This is a genomic window from Methylobacillus methanolivorans, from assembly GCF_044751345.1.
Classification (GTDB): Bacteria; Pseudomonadota; Gammaproteobacteria; order Burkholderiales; family Methylophilaceae; genus Methylobacillus; species Methylobacillus methanolivorans.
In genome coordinates, this window is record NZ_JBIWXY010000001.1 from 1,061,807 (window position 1) to 1,080,751 (window position 18,945).

The following is an 18,945-nucleotide window of genomic DNA, read 5'->3' on the forward strand; positions in this document are numbered from 1 at the left end:
ATCATGCTTGCTTTAGTCATCAGACTTGACTGGCTTGGCAGGACCCGCCAGCCACTCACGCCCCTTGAGCATGGCTTTCCAGTATACGGGCGGCAATATTCTCTCTTTCAGCCACCAGGCCAAGCGTGATGGTCGCTGCCCATTGATGAACCAGCGCGGGAAGCTGGGCAACAACTTGCCGCCATAGCCGAATTCCGCCAGCACGATCTTGCCCCGCTCCACTGTCAATGGGCATGAACCATAGCCATCATAGATAGCTTGCATCTCTTTCCCGGCCAATGCGGCGATCACATTCTCGGCCACTACCGGGGCCTGCTTGCGTGCCGCGGCTGCGGTCTTCGCATTCGGGGCATTGGTCACATCACCCAATGCAAAGAGGTTGGCATATTGCTTGTGCCGCAAGGTGTATTGATCCACATCCACCCAGCCAGCAGCATCCACCAGGGGGCTGGCCCGGACGAAATCTGGCGCTTGCTGTGGTGGCACCACGTGCAGCATGTCGAATTCCGTTTCAACAGTACGCTGAGCTCCATCGGCCTCTGTCACGGCAAACCAGGCACGCTTAGCTCTGCCATCGACCTTGGTCAAGCGATGGCCAAAATGCAGATGTGCATCGTAGCGCTGCACATACTCCATCAACGCAGGCACATACTCTTTCACCCCAAACAGCACGGGGCCGCTGTTGTAGAAGTCGATCTGGATATTGGATAAATGCCCGCTACGTCGCCAATGATCTGCCGATAGATACATGGCCTTTTGCGGTGCACCGGCGCACTTAATAGGCATGGGTGGCTGGGTGAATACCGCCTTGCCGCGCTGCATCTGGCTCACCAGTTGCCAAGTGTAGGGAGCGAGATCGTAGCGATAGTTGGATGTCACGCCGTTTTCGCCCAAGGTATCCACCAGCCCCTCGATACCATGCCAATTGAGCTTGATGCCAGGGCACACCACCAATACGTCATAACTCAGCGGCTTGCAGCCTTCCAGCAAGAGGCGGTTATGATTCGGTTCAAATGCGGCGACTGCCGCCTTGATCCACTTCACCTGGGCAGGAATCACCGACGCCATGGTCCTCACCGTGGTTTCTGGGCGGAAAACACCACCGCCGACCATGGTCCAGCCGGGTTGATAATAGTGAATCTCTGCTGGGTCTATGATGGCAATATCCAGACCAGGGTCACGTGCCAGCAAGCTCGATGCCGTGGCAATACCAGCCGCCCCCGCCCCCACGATCACGATTTGGTGATGACTGATATTCGCTGGAATTTCGCTTCCACCCGCCAGCCGGTAAGTTAACCCGCTTAAGTCATAACCGGCAGCTTTTGCGCTGGCAAGCACCGTTTGCAGCCCCAGCATGGGAGCCTGGCTCAAGCCCCACAACGTCACGGCCCGCATGCCAGAACGGCAATACGCCAACACGGGTTTCGCCATGCTGGAGTGAGCCTGGGAAAACGCCTGCACATCCTCGTCCGATACCTTGCCGCTTTCGACAGGCAAATACCGCATCTCAATACCTGCCTGCTTTGCCAGGGCATCCAGTTCAGTAAATGTCGGCTGATCTGCCCCCTCGCCATCTGGCCGATGGCACAAGATAGTCTTGAACCCCGCCGCTGCCAGCGACTCGATATCTTGGGGGAAAATTTGCCCGCTCACGCTGAGGCCTGCTGCTATTTTTTCTATTTTCATACACGCTCTAATGGGTTCAATCGATCAACAATCGCCTTGTTAATCAGGATAAACGCCCGCATGCCTGGTTGGCAGGCAAGGCCACATCAATCTTCTTGGGGTAAGCCAGCTTGAGCTCGGACATCAAGACAATGAAGTCCTCACGGCTACGACCACCTCCTAGGCGCTGATTGTGCAGGCGCTCGTGCCCCACTGTCGAGTACAACCTGCCATGATAATCGTGGCCGGGATAGACCTTGGTATCATCCGGCAGGCTGAAAATTTGCCGCTGTATGCTGTCGTAAAGCTGCCCAGGATTACCCATCTGGAAATCAGTGCGGCCACAACCATCAATCAGCAAGGCATCTCCGGTGAACACCTTGTCAGCACACACATAACTGACGCAGCCATTGGTATGCCCTGGTGTATGGCGCACCTCAATATCCAGTGTCCCCACGATCAGGTGCACACCATCCGTCACCAACAGGTCACCACACATCGCGCCAGCATCCCGGTGCACCACGCTCTTGCTGCCCAGCCGCTGCCGCAGTAGATCAGCGCCAGTCACATGGTCTGCATGCACGTGAGTTTCCATGGTGTATACCAGCTTGTAGCCATTGGCTTGCAAGTCGGCAATATAAGTCTCCACCTCCGATGCCACGGGATCAATCAGCACCGCCTGCCGGGTTTTCTCGCAACCTAGCAAATAGGTATAGGTTGAACTCTCCGGCTCAAAAAACTGCTTGAACATGATATGCCGCTCCAAACGAATAGATACGATTGATTTAGCAAAAACAGTGCCATATTCATTTGTTATTAATAATCAATGAATAAAAACATTTACCCAAAAATAAATGTTTCATAAATATTAAAATGAAACATATCAGATATGTTTCATGATATAAAAATGAAACACTATCTTGAAACACCCTATTATTATGTCTACGCCACTTGCAGCGCAAATCGCCCAACTCATGCCAGATGCCGCAGTGATTACGGTCAACCGCGATTGCAGCGTTCAATACTGGAGCCCAGGTGCCGAAAAACTGCTGGGCTTCCCGGCAGAAGATGTCATGAATCAAGCTGGCTTATACGGCGAGCATTGCGACAGCTGCCAGGCAGCTTATGAAGTCACGGCGAATGACAAACCAGAAGGCCGCATCCTTACCTTACACACTGCTGGCGGCCAGCCACGTGTGGTCAAGAAATACACCATGCCGTTGTTTGATACTGAGGGGCGATTCGATGGTGGCATTGCCGTGCTGATCGCCTATCCTTCCATGCCAACCGTGGAAACAGCCTTTCCTGTGCCCGGTAAGCCTTATCACGGCATGATTAGCCATGATCCACTCATGCAAAATGTCTTCGCCATGATCAGCCGCGTCGCGCAGACTGACCTGCCCGTATTGGTACGCGGTGAATCCGGCACCGGCAAGGAATTGGTCGCACGCGCTATCCACGAAGAAAGCGCACGCAAGGGCCAGGCTTTCGTTGCTATTAACTGTGCAGCGCTCAACCCCAACATCCTGGAAAGTGAATTATTTGGGCACGCCAAGGGCGCATTCACCGGCGCGATACGCCAGCACATTGGCGTCTTCGAGCAGGCCCGCGGCGGCACACTCTTTCTGGATGAAATTGCAGAAATCCCGCTAGACCTGCAAGCCAAGCTGTTACGCGTGCTCGAAACAGGAGAGTTCACCCCGCTGGGTGGCGAGCGCAGGCTCATTGCCGATGTACGCATTATTACCGCGACACATCGGGCATTGCGCGAGGAGGCAAAATCCGGGCGCTTCCGCCACGATCTGCTTTACCGCCTACGTGTCATCCCGATCTTCCTGCCACCTTTGCGTGAGCGTCGGCATGACATCCCTTTGCTGGCCAAGCATCTGCTGCAAGAACAAGCCCACGGAGCTGCCAGCCCACAGATCAATCACGAAGCCATGCAGCAGCTAATGCAATATGACTGGCCGGGTAATGTGAGGGAGCTACGCAATGTGCTGAGTTATGCCTGGCTGATGGCAAACAACAGCGTGATAGAGCTGCAACACCTGCCTAGCGAATTCATGCACACAGAAGCAGCCAGCCATATCCAGCACACAACTTCAGCCAGCAAGCGTCGCCAGTGGGATGTAGACGAAATCCAGGCCGTGATTGCCCGCCATCATGGCAACCTCACGCAAGCGGCCCAGACCTTGGGTATCAGCCGTACCACTTTATGGCGCAAGCTGAAAAACGCTGGCTAATCTCCCCGTGGTGCTGGCCGTCCTGCGAATAGTTTTGCCAGCCAATCATCTACCAGGGCTTTCTCATAGCGCATGGTGTCGGCACTATTCAAGGTGGAATTGAATTGATAGTTCAGGTCCGTCAATCGCACATCGCCCTGCTCAAGCACATTGCCTTCGGCATTTTTTAATTGATAGTTCAGCGATATCCTAGGGGGATAGATATGCCTGATCATGCGGATGTCATTTCCCGGCGTATTCCATGGCTCAAAACCACCTGCCATGTCGATATCCGTGATCGCGATACTCAATTGTTCATCTTCTGCAAGATAGCTCGCCGCTTTTTTCATGATGTGCTTGCTCAACTGGTCGAGATAGCTTTGATTAGGTGGCCCATGCTCCGTGCTGGCAATATCGGTAAATCTCTCCGGCTGGATATAATCAATTTGCACGGGCTGCCTAGGCAACTCCGCTGCTAGCATGCCTATCCCTGGATACAAGAAGATAAGCAACACGGGTATATAACGAATATGTCGCATCCGATATCCTTTGTTGTGATTGCCAGACTTTAGTTTTACCTGAAAACTGCGTGTGTTTCACATGCACTACCATAACGCCAACCAGACTTCTCCCCAAGGAATCATCGATGTCCAACCATGAAAAAATCAATTATGTCGAATACCCAGCCCATGATCTAGCAGCCACCAAGACCTTTTTCCAGCAGGTATTTGGCTGGACCTTTGAGGATTTTGGCCCAGATTACATTGCGTTCAAGAACGATATCCTTGAGGGTGGTTTTTTTAGGTCAGAGTTGCGTGCAAGCACTGATCACGGCAGTGCGCTATTAGTGTTTTACAGTGAAGCGTTGGAAGCAACCCAGGCAAAAATCCAGGATGCAGGCGGCAGCATTATCAAGCCCATCTTCTCCTTCCCCGGTGGCAGGCGCTTTCATTTTATGGAGCCAAGTGGCAATGAGTTTGCCGTATGGGCACAGCTTATTGATTGATAGCGGTAACAATGGACAAAAAATAAGCCGCTTAAAGCGGCTTATTGTCAGAGAAACAGCAATTTAACTTGCCACTTCAGCGATCGGGATAATCTTCTTGGCGTATTCCGGCATCTGGTCAAAATTCAAATATTTGTAGATGTTGTCAGCATTTTTGCTGAGCTTGTCACCTACGGTATCCAGATACTCTTGCTGGTTAGGGATGCGTCCCAGGCGTGCACACACGGCGGCCAGTTCGGCTGAACCAAGGTAGACGCGGGCATCCTTGCCCATGCGGTTGTCGAAGTTACGGGTGCTGGTCGAGAACACGGTGGCCTTGTCTGCCACTCGCGCCTGGTTACCCATGCACAAGGAGCAACCGGGCACTTCGGTACGGGCGCCCGCAACGCCAAAGACTGAATAAACCCCCTCATCACGCAACTGGCTTTCGTCCATACGGGTCGGTGGCGCAATCCACAAGCGGGTTGGGATACCGCCTGCGCCTTCGAGCACCTTGGCCGCAGCACGATAGTGGCCAATGTTGGTCATGCAGCTACCGATAAAGACTTCGTCAATCTTGTCGCCCACCACCGCAGACAATGGCTTGATGTCGTCCGGGTCGTTCGGGCAAGCCACCAATGGCTCCTTGACCTCATTGAGGTCAATTTCCAGCACATAGGCATAATCAGCGTCAGCATCTGGCTGCAACAACTGCGGATCAGCCAGCCAGGCTTCCATGGCCTCGATACGACGTTGCAGGGTGCGTGCATCTTCATAGCCGTTGTCTATCATGTTCTGCATCAGCACGATATTGGACTTGAGGAACTCAATGACCGGCTCCTTGTTTAGGTGCACGGTACACCCATTGGCAGAGCGCTCAGCGGAGGCATCAGCAAACTCGAACGCCTGCTCCACCTTAAGATCAGGCAAGCCTTCGATTTCAAGGATACGACCATTGAAGACATTCTTCTTGCCCTGCTTGCCAACAGTAAGTTCGCCCTTCTGGATGGCAGCATAAGGAATCGCATTCACCAGGTCGCGCAAGGTAATGCCGGGCTGCATTTCGCCCTTGAAGCGCACCAGCACTGATTCCGGCATATCCAGCGGCATCGCGCCCATAGCAGCAGCAAACGCCACCAGGCCAGAACCGGCTGGGAAGGAAATACCAATCGGGAAACGGGTATGCGAATCGCCGCCAGTGCCGACGGTATCGGGCAGGATCAGGCGATTGAGCCAGGAGTGGATCACACCATCACCAGGGCGCAGACTGACGCCACCGCGGCTGGAGATGAACTCTGGCAGGCTGTGCTGCAGCTTGATGTCGACTGGCTTGGGGTAGGCTGCGGTATGGCAGAAGCTCTGCATCACCAGATCAGCCGAGAAGCCTAGGCAAGCCAGCTCTTTTAGCTCGTCGCGCGTCATCGCGCCGGTTGTATCTTGTGAGCCGACGGTTGTGATCTTGGGTTCGCAATAAGTACCAGGGCGAACACCAGTGCCTTCAGGCAGGCCGCAAGCGCGCCCAACCATCTTTTGCGCCAGGGTATAGCCCTTGCCAGTGTCTTCCGGCGCAATCGGCTGAATGAATAAATCAGAAGGTGGCAGCCCCAACAACTGGCGGGCATTGTTGGTAAGGCCACGCCCTACGATCAAGGGAATACGACCACCCGCGCGCACTTCATCCGGCATGGTCAAGGGTGCAAGCTCAAAGCTGGCGATTTGCTCGCCGGCAGCGTTAAGCACCTTGCCATCATAGGGACGCACAGTAATCACGTCACCGGTGCTCATGGCGCTCACATCGCATTGAATCGGCAAGGCACCGGAGTCTTCTGCGGTATTGAAAAAGATAGGTGCGATCTTGCCGCCCAACACGACACCGGCAGTGCGCTTGTTGGGGATATAGGGAATATCGTTGCCCATGTGCCATTGCACGGAGTTGATCGCAGACTTGCGGGAAGAGCCAGTGCCGACGACATCGCCGACATAAGCCAGGGGCAAGCCTTGAGCCTTGAGTTTTTCCAGTGTTTGCAAACCATCGGCCATCTTGTTGATGAGCATCGCCTTGGCATGCAATGGAATGTCTGGGCGTGACCATGCCTCCTGCGCGGGAGAAAGGTCATCGGTATTGGTTTCGCCATCCACCTTGAACACCACCAGGCGCATTTCTTCCGGCAACTTGGCACGGCTGGTAAACCATTCACCAGCAGCCCAGGATTCGATCAAGGTCTTGGCATGGGTATTACCCGCCTTCATTTTTTCAGCCACGTCGTGGAAGGCATCAAACATGAGGATAGTATGAGAAAGCGCCTTGACGACGTGATCTGCCAGCGGGCTATCCAGCAAGCCTACCAAGGCCTGCACGTTGTAACCACCCAGCATGGTGCCCAGCAGCTTCACGGCATGCTCAGGGCTCAGCAATGAAGAAGTCGCCTCACCCTTGGCAATATCCGCAAGAAAAGCCGCTTTCACATAAGCAGCCTGGTCAACCCCGGCAGGAATACGATTTTCCAGCAAATTGAGCAGGAATTGCTCTTCACCTGCAGGAGGGTTCTTCAACAACTCCACCAGCGCAGCAGTTTGCTCTGCATCCAGTGGCAAAGGGGGAAGGCCAGCAGCGGCACGTTCTTCTACATGTTTACGATAAGCAATTAGCATGGTTTTCCATTGAGTCGTGATAGCAATAGCCTGCAAACCGCGTAGGTGCTGCTATATCGCACCGCTTTGATCCATGTTAAGTAGCCCAATGGCGACCAGGATGGTTTGCATGACCTGAATAAGCGAATTATACAGTGTTGCGACTGGCTTATAAAACGTCAGCCTTTTGCTGCATGCAATGAACATGCCTGTTTTTACAGCCTTTTTACGAGAATGAATCTTGTTTGCAAAACAAACCTGAGTGCACACCTATCGCTAACGTGCCTGCTTACGCTGCAGACTCCATTGTGATATTGGCTTAACCAACATCGCGGATCATCCCTACTGGTTTCATGACGCGAACCAGCACCAGCACTCGCACTCACGCACTGGTTTGGCGCACGCCAGGCATGCTATGCCGCATGCAAAAACCTATTGAGTGAATCCATGATTTTGTCAATCGCAGATGTCAGGTAAAATCACGTTTTTTCAACGCTGGCTGAGTTGCTTACATGGGAGCCACTCACTCTGCCCGCATTCACTTTGCCATGCAAAAAGGTTTACTGATGGAGCTTACCCCTCTTAACGCACTTTCCCCCCTCGACGGTCGCTATCAATCCAAGCTTGATCCATTACGCCCCTATTTCAGCGAATATGCACTGATCCGCTTCCGCGCATTGATCGAGGTCGAATGGCTCAAGGCACTCTCTGCCGAAACCGAGCTCAAGGAAATCGCGCCATTCAGTGCTGGCACCATCGCAGAGCTGGACAAAGTCATCGCGGCTTTTGGTGAGGCTGATGCCGCCCAGGTCAAGGCGATTGAAGCGCGTACCAACCATGACGTGAAAGCGCTGGAATATTGGCTCAAGGAACACTTCGACGGCAACCATGAAATCCGCGAAGTCAGTGAATTCATCCACTTCGCCTGCACCTCTGAAGACATCAACAACCTCTCGCATGCATTGATGCTCAAGCACGCACGTGACGAAGTCATCTTGCCGACCATCGACAAGATCATTGCCCGCCTGACCGAGCTTGCGCACACATTGGCCGATGTGCCCATGCTGTCGCGCACCCATGGCCAGACTGCCTCTCCCACAACACTGGGTAAGGAGTTGGCTAACGTGGTGTACCGCCTGCGCCGTCAACGCGAGCAACTGGCAAACAATGACATTCTCGGCAAGATTAACGGTGCCGTGGGTAACTTCAACGCCCACCTGTCTGCATACCCTGAATTTGACTGGGAAAGCTTTGCACGCAAGTTCGTCGAGAGCCTGGGCTTGGGCTACAACCCCTACACCATCCAGATCGAGCCGCACGACTACATGGCTGAGTTGTATGACGCCGTCGCCCGCATCAACACCATCCTCATCGACATTAACCGCGACATCTGGGGCTACATTTCCCAGGGTTACTTCAAGCAAAAAGTGAAGGAAGGCGAAGTTGGCTCTTCCACCATGCCACATAAGGTCAACCCCATCGACTTCGAGAACTCCGAAGGCAACCTGGGCCTAGCCAATGCCGTACTACGCCACCTGGCAGAAAAACTGCCTATCTCCCGCTGGCAGCGCGACCTCACTGACTCCACCGTGCTGCGCAACATGGGCGTGGCGCTGGGCTATGCCCTGCTTGGCTACGACTCCTGCCTCAAGGGCCTGGGCAAGCTGGAAGTCAACCTGCAACGCCTGGAAGAAGACCTGGACAGTAATTGGGAAGTGCTCGCGGAACCAATCCAGACCGTCATGCGTCGATATGGAGTGCCTAACCCTTACGAACAACTCAAGGCATTGACGCGCGGCAAGGGTGGCATCAACAAGGAATCCCTGCATGCCTTTATTCAGGACCTGAAGATTCCCGCTGACGCCAAACAAGCCCTTCTGGAGCTCACCCCTGCTACTTACACAGGAAAAGCCGCAGCACTTGCGAAATCGATCTAGCCTGCCAACCATGATGGCCCATGCGGTCATCCCTCACCCTATCAAAGCACCGGGCCTGCGTCGCGTTCTTTACTGCATCCAGGCCTGGTTGCTGTTCAGCTTACTGGTATGGTCTAGCCAAGCTAGCGCCGATACACGCTATAGCGTCAACATTGATGCCCCTTCCTCGGTCGAGGATTTGCTGGAAAAACACATGGACATCATGCGCTGGCTCAATAACCCGCGCATGAACAATGCTGAATGGCATCGCCTGCTACAAGCCGCCCCACGTAACATTGAGGATTTGCTTGCCACCGAAGGCTATTTCTCACCCAGTATTGAGCAAAACCTGGAAACCAGCACAGAAGGCGACAGCATCCGAAACCGCGCCAAATTCACGGTCAATCCAGGCGACCCGGTCACCATTCAAGAGGTGGATATTCGCTTCACTGGCGAGATCACAAGCCAAGGCAGCGACGAACAGCCATCAACATCCGAGCTGATAGAAAGCTGGGCGCTCAAACAAGATAGTCGCTTCAGCCAGGATGCCTGGACCAGCGCAAAACGTAAGCTCCTTAGCGGCCTGATGTTGCGACGTTACCCTAACGCCAAAATCACCAACAGCAAAGCCGAGATCGACGCTACCAACAACAAGGCCAAGTTGGTGGTGGAAATTGATAGCGGCGCACCTTTCCGCTTTGGCGGCCTGGAGGTGAATGGCTTGCAACGCTACCCGCGCAGCCTGGTCGAGAACATCAACCCGATCAAGCCCGGCGAGCCCTATAGCCAGGCACGCTTGCTGTTTTTCCAATCTGAATTGCAAGCCAGCGGCTATTTCAGCAATGTCGAGGTGACATCGCGTACTGACGATGCTGACCCGGCAGCTGCGCCTATCGTCGTCAACGTCACCGAGCTGCAATCGGTACAGATAGGCATCGGTGTCGGTGCCAGTACCAATACCGGCGCCCGCACCACGCTGACCTACCAGGACCTCAACCTGTTCGATCGTGGCTGGCGCTTCACCAACACCTTGAAAATCGAGCAGAAGGCCCAATCGCTCAACTCGCTGATCCGCCTGCCTACCGACCAGAACGGTTATCGCGACAGCTTCAATGCCGATCTCAACCGCCTCGATATTGAAGGCCAGACAACCTCTACCCTCGGCACCGGCGTCAAGCGCTCCTGGGGGCCGCGCAGCTTCGAGCAAACAGTGGGGGCAGCCTATTTGCTCGAACATGTCGCCATTGACGGCAGCGAATCACAAAACAACTATGCCGCGACTATCTCCTACGGCATCACCTTGCGCCGCATCGATAACGAGCTCAATCCCACACGCGGCTACTTGTTCAATGCCTTGTTCACCAGCGCCCCGCTCGATGTCATGGCGACTGGAAAATTCCTGCAAAGCTACGCCAAGACCCAAGCCTATTATCCACTCACGCGCAGCACGCAATTGATCACCCGGCTCGAAGGCGGCATCGTCAGTGGTGCCGATAATGCCCCGGCCACTTACCTGTTCCGTGCTGGTGGCGATCAATCGGTACGCGGCTATGCCTACCAGAGCCTGGGCGTTGCCGATGGCGATGCGGTGATTGGTGGGCGCTACCTCGTCACCGGAAGCATCGAGGTCATTCAGTGGCTAACAAGCTCATGGGGCGCGGCGGTATTTGTCGATTTTGGTAATGCCGCCAACACGACCCGCGACCTCAAGCCTGTCTATGGCTATGGCCTGGGCGCGCGCTTCAAGAGCCCGGCAGGGCCGATCGGCGTTGATATCGCCCGCGGCCAGGAAACTGGCGAATATCGCTTGCACTTCAACCTGGGAGTCGTGTTCTGATGGCAAAGCGCCTGCTGCTCACTCTGCTGATATGGTTCCTGCCCTGCATTGCACCGGCCTATGCCTTGATCCAGCTCAGCTCCAGCCTGCAGGATCTGCACTACGACGCCGGCAATTTGGAAATCGACCTGTTGCAGTTTGACAGCCACCTGCGCTTACTGCCCACGCGCGAAGGCCGCTTGCGCGTCGACCGCCTGCACGCTCAACGCCTGGTCATCACCATGAAACAGGTGCCAGCAGACGATAAGCCGGATGAACCTGCGAGTAGCCTGCCAGCATTGCCCGAGACCATCCAGGTGCCGTTCCCGCTAGAAGTGGAACAAGCCTCTATCGACGAAATCGAGATCGTCTCCGGCAACAGTCGCCAAGTGTTGCAGCATGTCACGCTCAACATGGCTGCGGATAGCCAAACCATCCGCCTGCAACTGTCACGCGCTGAAACGCCTTGGGGTGAGATCACCGCTGAAGTTGCCTTGCAAAATCGCAAGCCCTTCCCACTTTCCGGCAACATCCACGCGCGCCAGACACAAGGCACCATGCCTTATGACCTCAACACCATACTCTCAGGCGACCTCACGGCATTACGCTTCGAGATGCACAACTTGTTTGCCATGCAAGACAAGCTGCCCGCCATGGTCGCTATCGATAGTTCACTCCCTGCCGCCGGCAAACTCGACATCATCGGCGAAGTAGCGCTGGAAGGTGACTTGCCGATAAAGCTGGACATCCGCCTGCGCGACCTGGATACCAAGGCGCTAGGCCAGGTAACCGATGCCAGGTTGAGCACCGACATCAGCCTCAACGGCAAGCTCCTGCCGACAACCGACCTGAACCTGACGCTCAACAGCCTGGATAGCCAGTGGCGCGGCCAACCATTGCAAGCCAAGGCTGACATACACTTGCTCGACAATCTCCTGGAGAATATCCAGGTGGATGCCAAGCTAGGCAGTAACCGCATCACTGCCAACGGCAGCCTGGGCACGCCGGATAGCACACTCGCTTGGCAAGCGGCATTGCCCGCGCTCAATGCCTTGGGGCCTGCATTTGCTGGCAAGGCCGAAGCGAGTGGCACGGTAAGCGGCCAGCTGGATGACCTCAAGGCACAATTCCAGCTACTGGCAGAAAACCTGCGCCTGCCAGGCAATATCACATCACGTAAACTCACGGGCAATGGCAGCCTGCATACCATGGGCGACCTCAACGCTGCCCTCAATGCCGAAGGCTTGCGTATCAACCAGGGTAGTTTCATGAATGGCAAGCTCACCCTCAACGGCAATCGTGCGCAGCATGTGCTCAACCTTGAGGCCAGCAGCACAGGTTTACAACTCAACACCAGGCTAAGTGGTGGCATGGATGACAGCGGTACCTGGCTAGGCACCCTGGAACAACTTGACTACCAGGCAGATGCACCGATCAAGCTGCAAGCGCCTACGCCTATCCGCTATGACACCAACGGATTGGCCATTGAGAACCTCGCCCTGCAATTCAAGCAAGGACGTATCAGCCTTGATACCTTGCACCAAGGGCCTGCAGGCTTGCAAACGCAAGGCCGCATCGAACAATTGGCCTTGCGCGATATACCGCCTATGCTGCTTTCGCTGCCTGCCAACCTCAAGGGTAACCCGGTATTTTCGGGGCAATGGGATATTAATGCCGCAGAAACACTCAATGGCACCATCACGTTGCAGCGTGAATCCGGCGATTTGACCGTTGTACGCGAAGGCCAGCCAGAACAGCCACTCGGCCTCAACGAGGTGACATTGCTGTTGGCTATGCGAGATAACCAGATTGACCTGAGCACCAACATCCAGGGCAACAAACTGGGCACGATCACAGGCAAGCTGCATACCAGCGTTACCAGCTCGGCGGGCAGTTTCAACCTGGAAAGCAATGCGCCATTGCAAGCCAGCCTGGAGGCCAATATCAATAGTCTTGCTTGGCTACCCTCTCCCGATGTCCAGGCAGATGGCACGCTCAACATCAACATCAGTGCAAATGGCAGCATAGGCAACCCTAACCTTGGCGGCAATATCCGTGGCCGCAACCTGAGTGTCAGCCTGCCTAGCGAAGGCGTTAACCTCACCAATGGTCAATTGGATGCATCGCTTTCGGGCGACAGGCTTACCCTCGACACGCTGCGCTTCACCGGTGGCAAAGGCAGCATCAACGCCAGTGGCGGCATCCGCCTCGTCGAAGGCAAGCCGGAAATGGACATCGACTGGCTACTGGATGACTTCACAGCCGCTGAACGCACAGACCGCACCTTGGTATTGAAGGGCAACGCAAAAACCACCTTGCAGGACAACCACCTCATGCTGGACGGTGACTTGCGCATTGTGCGTGGCTTGATCGAGCTAGCCCCGGAAGGCGCACCACAACTAGGCAATGACGTCATCGTAGTTGGACGTGAGCGCGAGGAAGACACCAGTCCACTGCAATTCACCATCGGCAGGCTCAGGATCAACCTAGGCGATGAAGTGATCGGCATTGTAGACCCTGGCAAGCAGTTCCTGCTGCGCGGCTTTGGCCTGGATGGCTACCTCACGGGCATCCTCACCCTGTCGGGCAACGTACCCAACAGCCTGCGTGCAGAAGGCTCCATCGTCGTTGGTGGCACCTACATGGCCTACGGGCAAGTGCTCAATATTACCAAGGGCATCGTCAATTTCAGCGGCCCCGTCGACAACCCAGGCCTCAATATCATTGCCATGCGCCAAAATCAGAGCGTGCAGGCCGGCGTCGAAATCACCGGTAATGCCCAGATGCCTACCGTCAAACTGGTGTCCAACCCCAGCGTGCCGGATAGTGAAAAACTCTCCTGGCTTGTATTGGGTCACGGCCTGGACCAGGCAGGCAAGAACGAGTTCGCCATGCTTTCGCTCGCCGCTGGCGTGTTGCTTTCCCAGGGTGATTCCGTGCCATTGCAAACCCGGATGGCGCGCGCTGCCGGGCTCGACAGCTTCAGCATAGGCGGCAGTGATGCAGAAAGCTCTACCGTCAACTTCGGCAAGCGCCTATCGTCCAAACTCTACCTCAGCTACGAAAAGAGCCTGACCGGCCTGCTTAACGTCGCCAAGCTCACCTATACGATCAGCCGCAGTTGGTCTGTTGTATCGCAGGCTGGCTCAGAGAGCGCGGTAGATGTGCTTTATACGTTCCGCTTTCAATAGCAGCGTGATTGTCGTCGCCAATATTCCAGAGGCCTAGCAAGAAAGCTCATGATGAAAGTCGTCATACAAGAAGAGGAAACCGGTTGTGGCATTGCCGCAGTGGCTAATATTCTCGGCAAGAGTTATGCAGAAATGCGAGAGCTTGCCAATGAGATGGGGATTCAGGCAGCAGATACCTCGCTATGGTCTGACACCCAGTATGTCAGGCGCATGTTGAGCCACGCTGGTGTCAACACTGCTGATGAAACCCCGTTTACCTCCTGGGATGCTTTGCCTAGCCTGGCATTGCTTGCCATCAAGCACCATGAGGAAAATGGCAAAAATTTCTGGCATTGGGTGGTGTTTAAAAGAATAAGCGATCATTACGTAGTGCTGGACTCGGCAAGCTATCTACCCTGCAACATCAGGACGGATTTCACGGCAATGCAGCCCAAATGGTACATCACCGTCTCAAACCCGGCAGAAAGCCAAGTGAACTCATCACATATACAAGGTTAATGACATGGCAGACATACTGATCCTCTATTACTCCCAGGGCGGCGCGACCCGCGAGATGGCCAAACTCATCGCACGCGGCGTGGCTTCTGTTGCAGGTGCACAACCACGATTACGCACAGTGCCCAAGGTATCTGCCAACCATGAAGCTACCGAGCCTGATATTCCCGACAGTGGCGATCCTTATGTCGAGCTCACCGACCTGGAAGAATGTGCAGGCCTGGCATTGGGCAGCCCCACCCGTTTCGGCAATATGGCGGCACCGATGAAGTATTTCCTCGATGGCACCAGTGGGCTTTGGCTCAAGGGTGCCTTGATTGGCAAGCCTGCTGCGGTGTTTACCTCCACGTCGTCCATGCATGGTGGCCAGGAGAGCACCTTGCTTTCGATGATGCTTCCCTTGCTGCACCATGGCATGCTCCTCCTCGGCCTGCCTTACTCCGAGCCGGCACTAGCCGCCACCAGCACCGGCGGCACACCTTATGGTGCCAGCCATCTTGCTGGGGTGATGAACGACAAGCCCATCAGCGCCGATGAAAAAGCACTGTGTATCGCCTTGGGCAAACGCTTGGCGGAGACGGCAATCAAGCTCAAGCACGACAATTAAATCACTGCGGCAGATTTTTTCCTGATTGTCAGTAAAAGAGGCGTGAAAAGCGCCTCGTCACTCGGTTATAATAAAAAAATGCGTATTCTTCTTTCCAATGACGATGGTTATTTTGCCCCTGGGCTCAATATCCTGGCCCAACATTTATCCAAGGTAGCCGATATCGTGGTAGTTGCGCCTGAGCGTGACCGTAGCGGTGCCAGTAACTCACTGACGCTAGATCGGCCACTCTCAGTGCATAAAGCCAGCAATGGCTTTTATTATGTCAACGGCACGCCAACAGACTGCGTGCACCTTGCTGTCACTGGCTTGCTCGACGAACTACCGGACATGGTGATTTCTGGCATCAATGATGGTGCCAATATGGGTGACGACACGATTTATTCGGGTACCGTCGCTGCCGCCACCGAGGGTTTCTTGCTGGGTGTGCCGTCATTTGCCGTCTCGATGTCACGCCATGGCGTGCAACATTTCGAGACTGCGGCACGCTTTATGGTGAGCCTTGTTGAACGCTACCAACAAGACCGCTTTCCGCCACCTGTACTGCTGAACATCAATGTGCCAGACGTGCCATTCGATCAGATTCAAGGCACCGAAGTCACACGCCTGGGCAAGCGCCACAAGGCAGAGCCTGTGATCAAATCTGCCACACCGCGTGGACAAACAGTTTACTGGATAGGTGCAGCAGGTAGCGCACAAGACGCTGGTGAAGGCACTGACTTCAATGCCGTGAACCAAAACCGCATTTCGATCACGCCCCTGCAAATCGACCTCACGCAATATAGCCAGCGTGAACAGGTCAAGAACTGGCTTGCGCTATAAACATGAGTAGTCCAGTATTACGCGGCATCGGCATGACTTCCCAGCGTACGCGCGAGCGCATGCTGGGACGCTTGAGCGAAAAAGGCATCAAGGACGAAGTGGTACTGGCAGCCATCGGCGCCATTCCCCGCCATATCTTCGTTGATGAAGCGCTATCCTCACGCGCCTATGAAGATGGCTCATTGCCAATTGGCTTCGGGCAAACCATTTCCCAGCCTTATATCGTGGCTCGCATGACTGAGATATTGCGTAATGGTGGCCCACTAGAAAAAGTGCTGGAAATCGGCACCGGCTGCGGCTACCAAACCGCCGTACTATCTAAAGTCGCCAAGGAAGTCTACTCCGTCGAGCGTATCCGCCCTTTGCTCATGAAGGCGCGCGGGCATTTGCGCGAATTGCGCCTGGCCAATATCAAGCTCAAACACGCCGATGGCACCATGGGTTTGCCGGAAATGGCACCTTTTGACGGTATTATTGTCACAGCGGCTGCACGTCATATCCCGCAAGAGTTGCTGGAACAGCTTGCCGTCGGTGGTCGCATGGTGATTCCCGTCGGCACCGAAGAACAAATCCTGTACCTGGTTGAACATATCAAGACAGCTACAGGCTCTGAATACAGACAAAGTAAACTGGAAGCGGTGAAATTCGTACCGCTGCTAGGTGGAACCAACTAATGCAATGGACAAAGCAAGTCAATAAATCCTGGCTAATCAGCCTACTACTCATCGGTTGCAGCACGACCGAGCATGCACCGGTGGTGGATAGAGCCCCGGTTGCAAAAAAACCGGTGACTACCACCCCAAGCAAGGCAAGCACCAGCGCAACCGCTGGCAGTGACTGGCGCCCGAATACACATACCGTCAAGAAAGGCGATACCCTTTACAGCATTGGCCTAGAATATGGCTTTTATTATAAAGACATTGCCCAGCTGAATAATATTCAGCCTCCCGCTTACACCATCCATATCGGCCAACAACTCAAGCTGCCGGCGCGCGCAGCAGACGCGAACACGGCTACTGCCAGTCCTATCCCTGGGCAACCTGCCAGCATGGCCGATGGAGATGTCATCATCACTCCACTCAACCTGGATGGTGGCAGTCCCACAACAGTAACCAGTCCTGCAGAAAGCTCCATGCCTGCTCCCGGCCAACCGTTGTTGGTCGTTGAACCCAAAGGATTGCGCCAGCCTTACAGCGAAGCTGCCTTGAATGCGCCTGTTCCTGCACCACAACCGCAAGTAGTGGCAGCACCAGTCCCGGCCGCAACAAACACCACCACCCCTGTGGCCACACCCGCAGCCCCTGCTGCTGCCACATCGGCCACCAATAGTGTGGAAGGCATACAGTGGGCATGGCCAACCAACGGCAAGGTCACGGCAGGTTTTAATGATTCGGCAAGTACCAAGGGTCTGGATATCAGTGGCACCATGGGGCAGGCTGTCAACGCTGCAGCTCCCGGCAAGGTGATTTATAGTGGTTCTGATTTACGTGGGTACGGCAAGCTAGTGATCATCAAGCACGACAATACCTTTCTTTCTGTCTATGCCCACAATAGCAAAGTGCTAGTGAAGGAAGGCCAGCAAGTGACAAGAGGCCAGAAAATCGCAGAAATGGGTGACTCGGATACAGACAAAACCAAGCTGCATTTCGAGATCCGCCGACAAGGTAAATCCGTAGACCCGGCAAAATACCTGCCCGCATCACCAGGCTAATCACACACCCGCTTCAAGGAGCCACTGTCATGAGCAAACCTGTGCCCAACCCCGAGGCAAAGCCAGAATCCCTGCTCTCCACATTGCTTGCAGTGCTCCGGCTGGGGCTGATGCTCATCGGCATCATCGGCCTTGCAGTACACCTGTTCAATGATGAGGGTTGGCTAGATCACGCCATGACCTGGATATTTTCCAGCACCTGGACAATGCTGGCGATCCCTGGTGCGATATTGGTGCTTTATCTTGCTAACCGCTGGCTCACAACACCCAGGCGTGGTGAATTGAGCAAACGCGGTGACATTCCCATGTATGCCATGATGGCCATCGGCTTATTCTTCGTGTTCCGGCTCGCCACCACAGGCAGCTTTTAAGTCGGCTATACCTTCACTTACCCTGGACAATAAAAAAGGATAACCACTTGGTTATCCTTTTTTGTTTTTCAACGCCGTTTAGCTTGCAACGGCTATTTATCCATTACTTGGTTTCAGCTGCCTGCTGGGCGTAGTACTCACGCACCTGAGTCATGTCATAGGCTCTTGCCCATTCAATCATTTTCTCCAGTGCAGGCGCACCTACCTCACCCACCTGAGCATGAATCCCGGCTTGCTCTCTGATGATGAGGATGCCGGGAATCTTGGTCACTTCAAAATACTCGCTGATTTCCGGGTCTTCCTCGGTATTCACCATGCCAAAGACGATATCTGGATTTTGCTCGGCAGCAGCCTCAAAAATCGGTGTAAAAGCAACACATGGCTGGCACCAGGGGGCCCAGAAATCGACAATGACAAAATCATTACTCTCAATGGTTTGCTTGAAGTTGGCTTTGTTGAGCTGCAAAACAGGCATGATTAAATCCCGGCTAATGGATGGAATTTTTCATTATA

At 54.5% G+C, this 18,945-nt stretch carries 16 protein-coding genes; 11 read left to right on the forward strand and 5 right to left on the reverse strand.

Annotated features, from left to right (window positions below; all coding sequences use genetic code 11):
• Positions 1-12 precede the first annotated feature (12 nt).
• Both ACIKP9_RS04870 and ACIKP9_RS04875 read right to left on the reverse strand, forming a co-directional pair.
• Positions 13-1,686, reverse strand: coding sequence for a TIGR01244 family sulfur transferase (locus ACIKP9_RS04870; protein WP_400880023.1), 1,674 nt, complete (start codon positions 1,684-1,686; stop codon positions 13-15).
• Positions 1,687-1,729: 43 nt separating this feature from the next.
• Positions 1,730-2,416, reverse strand: coding sequence for an MBL fold metallo-hydrolase (locus tag ACIKP9_RS04875; RefSeq protein ID WP_400880026.1), 687 nt, complete (start codon positions 2,414-2,416; stop codon positions 1,730-1,732).
• Positions 2,417-2,585: 169 nt separating this feature from the next.
• Here ACIKP9_RS04875 and ACIKP9_RS04880 point away from each other — a divergent pair, with 169 nt between their 5' ends.
• On the forward strand, positions 2,586-3,908 hold the full coding sequence (locus tag ACIKP9_RS04880; RefSeq protein WP_400880029.1) for a sigma-54 interaction domain-containing protein: 1,323 nt from the start codon (positions 2,586-2,588) through the stop codon (positions 3,906-3,908).
• Here ACIKP9_RS04880 and ACIKP9_RS04885 read toward each other — a convergent pair.
• Positions 3,905-4,426: a DUF3016 domain-containing protein gene (locus ACIKP9_RS04885; RefSeq protein WP_400880032.1), complete on the reverse strand. Its 522-nt coding sequence runs from the start codon at positions 4,424-4,426 to the stop codon at positions 3,905-3,907. The two genes, ACIKP9_RS04880 and ACIKP9_RS04885, sit on opposite strands and share 4 nt — an antisense overlap.
• Positions 4,427-4,533: 107 nt before the next feature.
• Here ACIKP9_RS04885 and ACIKP9_RS04890 point away from each other — a divergent pair, with 107 nt between their 5' ends.
• Positions 4,534-4,893 (forward strand): VOC family protein, encoded by a 360-nt coding sequence (locus ACIKP9_RS04890; protein ID WP_400880035.1) that lies wholly within the window; start codon positions 4,534-4,536, stop codon positions 4,891-4,893.
• 63 nt (positions 4,894-4,956) lie between these two features.
• On the opposite strand, the gene acnB is transcribed toward ACIKP9_RS04890, so the two are convergent.
• Positions 4,957-7,524, reverse strand: a complete 2,568-nt coding sequence (acnB, locus tag ACIKP9_RS04895) for a bifunctional aconitate hydratase 2/2-methylisocitrate dehydratase (RefSeq protein WP_400880037.1) — start codon at positions 7,522-7,524, stop codon at positions 4,957-4,959.
• A gap of 545 nt (positions 7,525-8,069) precedes the next feature.
• Here acnB and purB point away from each other — a divergent pair.
• The 9 genes from purB to ACIKP9_RS04940 all read left to right on the forward strand — a co-directional run bounded on the left by purB (position 8,070) and on the right by ACIKP9_RS04940 (position 18,432).
• Complete coding sequence (purB, locus tag ACIKP9_RS04900; protein ID WP_400881862.1) at positions 8,070-9,440, forward strand: adenylosuccinate lyase; 1,371 nt, start codon at positions 8,070-8,072, stop codon at positions 9,438-9,440.
• Positions 9,424-11,256, forward strand: a complete 1,833-nt coding sequence (locus ACIKP9_RS04905; protein ID WP_400880040.1) for an autotransporter assembly complex protein TamA — start codon at positions 9,424-9,426, stop codon at positions 11,254-11,256. Before purB ends, ACIKP9_RS04905 begins: the two co-directional genes overlap by 17 nt.
• On the forward strand, positions 11,256-14,426 hold the full coding sequence (locus ACIKP9_RS04910) for a translocation/assembly module TamB domain-containing protein (protein WP_400880043.1): 3,171 nt from the start codon (positions 11,256-11,258) through the stop codon (positions 14,424-14,426). Before ACIKP9_RS04905 ends, ACIKP9_RS04910 begins: the two co-directional genes overlap by 1 nt.
• A 48-nt stretch (positions 14,427-14,474) precedes the next feature.
• Complete coding sequence (locus tag ACIKP9_RS04915) at positions 14,475-14,924, forward strand: cysteine peptidase family C39 domain-containing protein (RefSeq protein WP_400880046.1); 450 nt, start codon at positions 14,475-14,477, stop codon at positions 14,922-14,924.
• Between the two features lie 4 nt (positions 14,925-14,928).
• The gene (wrbA, locus tag ACIKP9_RS04920) at positions 14,929-15,528 is read left to right on the forward strand and encodes an NAD(P)H:quinone oxidoreductase (RefSeq protein WP_400880049.1); all 600 of its coding nucleotides are present in this window, start codon (positions 14,929-14,931) and stop codon (positions 15,526-15,528) included.
• 78 nt (positions 15,529-15,606) lie between these two features.
• A complete protein-coding gene (gene surE, locus ACIKP9_RS04925; protein ID WP_230347588.1) occupies positions 15,607-16,350 on the forward strand; it encodes a 5'/3'-nucleotidase SurE in 744 nt (247 codons plus the stop codon).
• Between the two features lie 2 nt (positions 16,351-16,352).
• Positions 16,353-17,024 (forward strand): protein-L-isoaspartate(D-aspartate) O-methyltransferase, encoded by a 672-nt coding sequence (locus ACIKP9_RS04930; RefSeq protein WP_400880052.1) that lies wholly within the window; start codon positions 16,353-16,355, stop codon positions 17,022-17,024.
• Entirely contained in the window at positions 17,024-18,061 is a 1,038-nt protein-coding gene (locus ACIKP9_RS04935) for a peptidoglycan DD-metalloendopeptidase family protein (RefSeq protein ID WP_400880055.1), read from the forward strand. Before ACIKP9_RS04930 ends, ACIKP9_RS04935 begins: the two co-directional genes overlap by 1 nt.
• Positions 18,062-18,090: 29 nt before the next feature.
• The gene (locus ACIKP9_RS04940; protein WP_400880057.1) at positions 18,091-18,432 is read left to right on the forward strand and encodes a hypothetical protein; all 342 of its coding nucleotides are present in this window, start codon (positions 18,091-18,093) and stop codon (positions 18,430-18,432) included.
• A gap of 103 nt (positions 18,433-18,535) precedes the next feature.
• Here the strand turns inward: ACIKP9_RS04940 and ACIKP9_RS04945 are convergent, their stop codons facing one another.
• Complete coding sequence (locus ACIKP9_RS04945) at positions 18,536-18,907, reverse strand: thioredoxin family protein (RefSeq protein ID WP_400880060.1); 372 nt, start codon at positions 18,905-18,907, stop codon at positions 18,536-18,538.
• Positions 18,908-18,945 lie beyond the last annotated feature (38 nt).